This window comes from Streptomyces sp. NPDC048504, from assembly GCF_043200035.1.
Lineage (GTDB): Bacteria > Actinomycetota > Actinomycetes > Streptomycetales > Streptomycetaceae > Streptomyces.
Genome location: NZ_JBICXA010000015.1, coordinates 69,932 through 76,839 on the forward strand (window position 1 = coordinate 69,932; position 6,908 = coordinate 76,839).

6 protein-coding genes are annotated in these 6,908 nt (G+C 71.1%); all 6 read left to right on the top strand.

Going from position 1 to position 6,908, the window contains the following annotated elements:
- The first annotated feature begins 3 nt into the window (after nucleotides 1-3).
- Nucleotides 4-1,080, top strand: a complete 1,077-nt coding sequence (locus ACGFY9_RS32695; protein ID WP_393760136.1) for an LLM class flavin-dependent oxidoreductase — start codon at nucleotides 4-6, stop codon at nucleotides 1,078-1,080.
- Complete coding sequence (locus ACGFY9_RS32700; protein WP_393760138.1) at nucleotides 1,077-2,411, top strand: NtaA/DmoA family FMN-dependent monooxygenase; 1,335 nt, start codon at nucleotides 1,077-1,079, stop codon at nucleotides 2,409-2,411. Before ACGFY9_RS32695 ends, ACGFY9_RS32700 begins: the two co-directional genes overlap by 4 nt.
- Before the next feature lie 24 nt (nucleotides 2,412-2,435).
- Nucleotides 2,436-3,248 (top strand): DUF1684 domain-containing protein, encoded by an 813-nt coding sequence (locus ACGFY9_RS32705; protein WP_393760142.1) that lies wholly within the window; start codon nucleotides 2,436-2,438, stop codon nucleotides 3,246-3,248.
- A 241-nt stretch (nucleotides 3,249-3,489) separates the two neighbouring features.
- A complete protein-coding gene (locus tag ACGFY9_RS32710) occupies nucleotides 3,490-4,389 on the top strand; it encodes a S1 family peptidase (RefSeq protein WP_393760144.1) in 900 nt (299 codons plus the stop codon).
- Between the two features lie 161 nt (nucleotides 4,390-4,550).
- Nucleotides 4,551-5,453: a slipin family protein gene (locus ACGFY9_RS32715; protein ID WP_393760493.1), complete on the top strand. Its 903-nt coding sequence runs from the start codon at nucleotides 4,551-4,553 to the stop codon at nucleotides 5,451-5,453.
- A gap of 231 nt (nucleotides 5,454-5,684) precedes the next feature.
- Entirely contained in the window at nucleotides 5,685-6,767 is a 1,083-nt protein-coding gene (locus ACGFY9_RS32720; protein ID WP_393760146.1) for a S1 family peptidase, read from the top strand.
- Nucleotides 6,768-6,908 lie beyond the last annotated feature (141 nt).

Below are 6,908 nucleotides of genomic sequence, written 5' to 3' on the forward strand. Positions count from 1 at the left end.
CACATGACCTCCTCGCACGGCCGGGGCCTGCATCTGGCCGCCGCCGTCGACCAGCGGTCGGCCTACGACGCCGACTCCTACGTCGAGTTGGCGCGGCTCGCCGAGAGCGGCGGCCTCGACTTCGTGACGCTCGACGACACCTTCGCGCGCCCCGGACCCGACGCCCTCGCCGTCCTGTCCCGCGTCGCCCCGGCGACCAGCCGGATCGGTCTGGTGCCGACCGTGACCGTCACGCACACCGAGCCCTTCCATGTGCAGGCCGCGGTTGCGACCCTCGACTGGGTCAGCCGGGGCCGGGCCGGCTGGCGGCTCGACGTGTCGACCACCGAGGGCGAGGCCCGCCTCTTCGGCCGCCGGCACGCCGCGCCCGCCGACGCGTTGTGGGCGGAGGCCGGTGAAGTCGCCGACGTGGCCGCCCAGTTGTGGGACAGCTGGGAGGACGACGCCGAGATACGGGACACGGCCACCGGTCGCTTCGTCGACCGGGACAAGCTGCACCACGTCGACTTCCAGGGCGCCGAGTTCGCCGTCAAGGGCCCCTCGATCGTGCCCAGACCACCGCAGGGCCACCCGGTCCGCGTGGTCGACGCCACCGAGGGCCAGGCCCGGCGGACGGCCGCCCGGTACGCCGATGTGGCCCTCGTTCGCGCGGCGAGTTCCGCGCAGGCCGGGTCCGTACGGGCCGAACTGCGGGCGTCCGCCGAGAAGTTCGGCCGCGACCCGGACACCCTGCGGGTCGTGGTGAGCCTCGTCGTCGACCTCGGCGACGGCGAGCACGCGGCCGAACCGGGCCACGGCGGGGGCGGCCCCCGGCAGACCGCGCACGGCCCGCTGTACCGGGGCGGCCCGGTCGACCTCGCGGAGCTGATCGCCGGCTGGCACGGCGACCGTACCGTCGACGGCTTCCACCTCACGCCCGTCGAACCCCGCCGCGACCTGGAACGGCTCGTGAACGGCACGGTCGCGCTGCTCCAACACCGGGGCCTGTTCCGCACGTTCTACCCGGGCAGCACGCTCAGGGAGCATCTGGGCCTGGCCCGGCCCGCCAACCGGTACGCCGTGACCGGGGGAGCGTCATGACCGTACGGAGGCCGTCTCGCCGGCAGATCCATCTGGCCGCGCACTTCCCCGGAGTCAACAGCACCGCCGTGTGGGCCGATCCGCGGTCGAGGTCCCAGATCGCCTTCTCCTCCTTCGAGCACCTCGCCCGCACCGCCGAACGCGGCCTCTTCGACTTCTTCTTCCTCGCCGAGGGGCTGCGACTGCGCGAACACAAGGGCCGTATCCACGACTTGGACGTCGTCGGCCGCCCCGAGTCCCTCACGGTCCTCAACGCGCTCGCCACCGTCACCCGGCGCATCGGGCTGGCCGCCACGGTCAACGCGACCTTCAACGAGCCGTACGAACTCGCCCGCAGACTCGCCACGTTGGACCACCTCAGCGGCGGCCGTGCCGCCTGGAACGTGGTGACCTCGTCCGACGCCTTCACCGGCGAGAACTTCCGGCGCGGGGGATACCTCGACCGAGCGGACCGCTACACCCGGGCGGCCGAATTCGTCGATGTGGCAAGGGAGTTGTGGGACTCCTGGACCCCCGACGGACTCTCCCGCCCCTTCGCCCACCGGGGCCAACACTTCGACATCGCGGGCGAGTTCACCGTGCCCCGCTCACCGCAGGGGCACCCGGTCGTCATCCAGGCCGGGGACTCGGGCGAGGGGCGGGAGTTCGCGGCGCGGACCTCCGACGTCATCTTCACCCGGCACGGCACGCTGGAGGACGGCCGCGCCTTCTACGCCGATGTGAAGGGACGTCTCGCCAAGTACGGCCGTAGCGCGGACGATCTCAAGATCATGCCCGGCGTCAGCGTCGTCCTCGGCGACACCGCGGCCGAGGCGCAGGAGCGGGCCGCCGAGATCCGGCGGCAGCAGGTCTCCCCGCAGAACGCGATCCTCGCCCTGGAACAGATCTGGGGCACGGACCTCTCCGACTGCGACCCCGACGGCCCGTTCCCCGAGTCCGACCCGGTGCCGGAATCGTCGGTCACCCAGGGGCGGACCCGGCGCGGCGACACCGTCGCGATGGCCGAAAAGTGGCGGGCGCTGTCCCGCGAGAAGGGGCTGTCCATCCGGCAGACCGTGATCGAGGCGAGCGGCCGGCAGTCCTTCATCGGCACCCCGGAGGCGGTCGCCGCCGAGCTGGAGACCTTCGTACGACAGGACGCCGCCGACGGGTTCGTCCTCGTGCCGCATCTCACCCCCGGCGGCCTCGACGAGTTCGTGGACCGGGTGGTGCCGCTGCTCCAGGAACGTGGCGCGTTCCGCACGGAATACCGGGGCACGACCCTGCGCTCACATCTCGGGCTCCCCGACCCGGCAGGCAGGGAAGGGGTGACCACGCGACGACAGGACTGAGCGCACGACGATGGAGCTGACGGCATGACCTCGGACGCGGCCGACGAGTGGAGACAGTGGCACGAGCGGCGGATGGAGAGCGTGTCGGCTCCCTACGGGCCTCTCGCCCTCACCGGCACACACTGGCTGGAGGACCACCCGGACGGTCACCTTCCGGACACCCCCGGCGTATGGATTCTCGACGGTGACGTCGACGCCGATGACGGCCCGGTGGTCCTCACCGCGACGGCGGCCGACGGACTGACCGTCGACGGGAAACCCTTCACCGGCGAGACCCGCCTCGGCGCGGACCCCGGCCCGGTGAGCGCGGCCCGTGTCGGCCTCGGCGAGCGTCGGCTGGTCGTCGTCGTCCGCGAGGGCATCTGGGGTGTGCGCGACTACGACCCCGACTCGGCGGCGCGGCGCGCGTTCCGGGGCGTCGAGGTCACGCCGTACCGGCCGCGCTGGTCGGTGCCGGGGCGCTTCACGCCGTACGACGCACTGCGCACCGTGCGTGTCGGCACGGCGGACGGTGTCGAACGCGGGCTCGGGCTCGCGGGTGAACTCGCCTTCCGGCTCGACGGGTTGGAGGTGACCTTGCAGGTGGCGGTGCAGGACGACGGCACGTTGTGGGCGGTGTTCGCCGACTCCACGAGCGGGGACGGCAGTTACCGGTTCCGGTTCCTGTACGCGGCGGCGCCCGACGCGGAGGGGCGCACGACGGTCGACTTCAACCGGGCCGTGCTCCCGCCGTGCGCGTTCGCCGACCATTTCATCTGCCCTTTCCCGCCGCCCGGGAATACGCTGGGCCTCGCGGTCGAGGCGGGGGAGCGCATCCTTCGGCAGACGGTGCGTTGACCTGCGGCGGGCTGTGTTTCGGCCCACTGCGTCCGGGTGATCAACTCGCGTAGACCGTGTGCCAGTTGAAGGTCGTACGGCCGAAAGGCGCCCTTGCGCCCATCGGCCGGGCGGCCGAATACTCCCCCACAGCGCTTGTCAGGAGCACGGCGTGTTCGGAAACCGGACGCCCGACCCTGACTGCGCCTCACGGGCCCCGACCCCACGCGGGCCCCCGAATTCCCCTAGGAGGGAACGAAACGTGAGGATCAAGCGCACCACCCCGCGCAGCGGAATCGCGAGACGGACCAGGCTGATCGCCGTGGCCACCGGATTCGTCGCCGCTGCCGCGTTCGCCGTCCCCACCGCGAGCGCCAGCGACGCCCACACGTTCAGCGCCACCCAGCTCTCCGCGGCCAACTCGTCCGTACTCAAGGCCGATGTCCCGGGCACCGCCTGGGCGGTCGACAGCGCGACGAACCGTGTCGTCGTCACCGTCGACAGCACGGTCTCCCAGGCCGAGATCGCGAAGATCAAGTCGCAGGCGGGCAGCACCGCCGACGCGATCACCATCAAGCACACGGCCGGTCAGTTCAAGAAGCTGATCACCGGTGGCGACGCCATCTACGGCGGCGCGTACCGCTGCTCGCTCGGCTTCAACGTGCACAGCGGGAGCACGTACTACTTCCTGACCGCCGGCCACTGCGGTGAGGTCGCCTCGACCTGGTACTCCAACTCGGGGCACACCACGGTGCTGGGCACGAACGTCAGCTACAGCTTCCCGACCAACGACTTCGCGCTGGTCAAGTACACCAACACGTCGATCGCCCACCCGAGCGCGGTCGGCAGCCAGACCATCTCCAGCGCGGCCACGCCGAGCGTGGGCACCACCGTCTACCGGCGCGGCTCCACCACCGGCACGCACAGCGGCCGGGTCACCGCCCTGAACGCCACCGTCAACTACGGCAGCGGCGACGTCGTCTACGGCATGATCCAGACCACGGTCTGCGCCGAGGGCGGCGACAGCGGCGGTCCGCTCTACGGCGGCACCGTGGCCTACGGTCTGACCTCGGGCGGCAGCGGCGACTGCACCTCCGGCGGCACGACCTTCTTCCAGCCGGTCACCGAGGCGCTGAGCTACTACGGCGTGAGCGTCGGCTGACGTCCGCCTGAACGTCCTCCGCTCCGGACTGCAGCCGGCAGCGGGTGAGCCCCCGTACGCAACTGGCGTGCGGGGGCTCGCTCTTGTGCGGCACACGGAGTTACCGTCGTGGGTATCGGAGAAGGCACCTGATGCGCCACGTCGGACCCTGGGGGGCCGTGATGGTCGAGGAGCTGGTGACGGCGGGAGTGACGCTCGCGTCCGTCGGAGTGGTGTACGCGATGGCGGCCGCGCGGGTCGTCAAACAGTACGAGCGGGGCGTGGTGTTCCGGCTCGGTAGGCTGCGGCCCGAGGTGCGCGGAGCCGGCTTCACGATGGTCGTCCCGTTCGTGGACAAGCTCCGCAAGGTCAACATGCAGATCGTGACGATGCCCGTGCCCGCGCAGGAGGGCATCACCCGCGACAACGTGACGGTCCGGGTGGACGCGGTCGTCTACTTCAAGGTCGTCGACGCGGCGGACGCGCTGGTGCAGGTCGAGGACTACCGGTTCGCCGTCTCGCAGATGGCGCAGACCTCGCTGCGGTCGATCATCGGCAAGAGCGACCTCGACGATCTGCTCTCCAACCGCGAAAAGCTCAACCAGGGCCTGGAGTTGATGATCGACAGTCCCTCCATCGGCTGGGGCGTGCAGATCGACCGGGTCGAGATCAAGGACGTGTCGCTGCCGGAGACGATGAAGCGGTCGATGGCCCGGCAGGCCGAGGCCGACCGTGAGCGCCGGGCCCGGATCATCAACGCGGACGCCGAGTTGCAGGCCTCGAAGAAACTCGCCGAGGCCGCCGAGCAGATGTCCGAGCAGCCCGCCGCGCTCCAACTCCGGCTGCTGCAAACGGTGGTGGCGGTCGCTGCCGAGAAGAACTCGACGCTCGTACTCCCCTTCCCGGTCGAGCTGCTGCGGTTCCTGGAGCGAGCGGCCCCGGCCGCTCCTGCCGCGCCCGCAGTGCCCGCGGCACCCGTGACGCCGGTTGCCCCTGTGGCAGCGCAACCGGTGCACGAGCAACTTCCGCCCGCCGAGCCTCAGTCGGATCCGGACTCCGACGGGTCGATTTCAAGACAGGACTAGACCTCACCGGCTGATGGGCGTTACTCGCACGCAGTGTTTGCAGTGCGAATGGCCTGGGATGACCGTGGACAGTCAAAGCGAGGGGGGCGTGCAACCGCGTTCCGCGCACGACCTGAAGTCGACCTTGTGCGCTCCCTGTGCGATTAGGAAGAGTGGGCGCTCGTCAACCTACCTTTCGGCCGGTCGGGTCCCCATAACCTGGCGGGCCGACCCCCCACAGGAGGACACGAGTTGAAGCACCGACGCATACCCAGGCGACGGGTGGCCGTGGCAGGCGCGGGCATAGCCGCACTGGTCGTCGCGGGAGTCACCTTGCAGAGTGCGAACGCCAGCGAGACCACGCGGGCGGCCGCACCCCACACCCTCTCGGCCCTCGCGGCCGGAAAGCTCGCCTCGACGCTCGGCAAGAACCTCGGCACCGACGCGGCCGGCACGTTCTACGACGCGAAGACCAAGAGCCTCGTGGTCAACGTGCTCGACAAGACCGCCGCCGACACCGTCGAGGCGGCCGGCGCCAAGGCGAGAATCGTCGAGAACTCCCTCGCCGAGCTGACGAGCGCCCGTACGACCCTCAAGCAGGACGCGACGATCCCCGGCACCTCGTGGGCGACCGACCCCACCACCAACAAGGTCGTCGTCACCGCCGACCGCACGGTCTCCGACGCCGAGTGGACCAAGCTCACCAAGGTCGTCGACAGGCTCGGCGGCAAGGCCGAACTCCAGCGCACCAAGGGGGAGTTCAAACCCTTCATCGCGGGCGGCGACGCCATCTCCGGCTCGGGCGGCCGTTGTTCGCTCGGCTTCAACGTGGTCAAGGGCGGCGCGCCGTACTTCATCACGGCCGGGCACTGCACCGAGGCCATCTCCACCTGGTCCGACTCCAGCGGCAACGAGATCGGCACGAACGAGCAGTCCAGCTTCCCGGACAACGACTTCGGCCTGGTCAAGTACACCTCGGACGTCGCCCACCCGAGCGCGGTCGACCTCTACAACGGCTCCTCGCAGGCCATCACCCACGCCGCCGCCGCCACGGTCGGCGAGAAGGTGACCCGCAGCGGCTCGACGACCCAGGTGCACACCGGCACGGTCACCGGCCTGGACGCCACCGTGAACTACGGCAACGGCGACATCGTCAACGGCCTCATCCAGACCGACGTCTGCGCCGAGCCCGGTGACAGCGGCGGCTCGCTGTTCGACGGCGACGCGGCGATCGGCCTCACCTCCGGCGGCAGCGGCGACTGCACCTCGGGCGGCGAGACCTTCTTCCAGCCGGTCACCGAGGCGCTGTCGACGTTCGGCGCGCAGATCGGCTGAGCACCGGCAGTGCGACGCCGGTAGTACGACGGTGAGGTCCCGCCCCCCCCCCCCCCCCCCCCCCCCGGGGGGGGGGGGGGCGGGGGGGGGGGGGGGGGGGGGGGGGGCGGGGGGGGGGGGGGGGGGGGGGGGGGGGGTACG

Bases quoted from the DNA above. Each gene is read 5' to 3' on its own strand.
- ACGFY9_RS32695 (WP_393760136.1), top strand. From the start codon at position 4: ATGACCTCCTCGCACGGCCGGGGCCTGCATCTGGCCGCCGCCGTCGAC.
- ACGFY9_RS32715 (WP_393760493.1), top strand. From the start codon at position 4,551: ATGGTCGAGGAGCTGGTGACGGCGGGAGTGACGCTCGCGTCCGTCGGA.
- ACGFY9_RS32700 (WP_393760138.1), top strand. From the start codon at position 1,077: ATGACCGTACGGAGGCCGTCTCGCCGGCAGATCCATCTGGCCGCGCAC.
- ACGFY9_RS32705 (WP_393760142.1), top strand. From the start codon at position 2,436: ATGACCTCGGACGCGGCCGACGAGTGGAGACAGTGGCACGAGCGGCGG.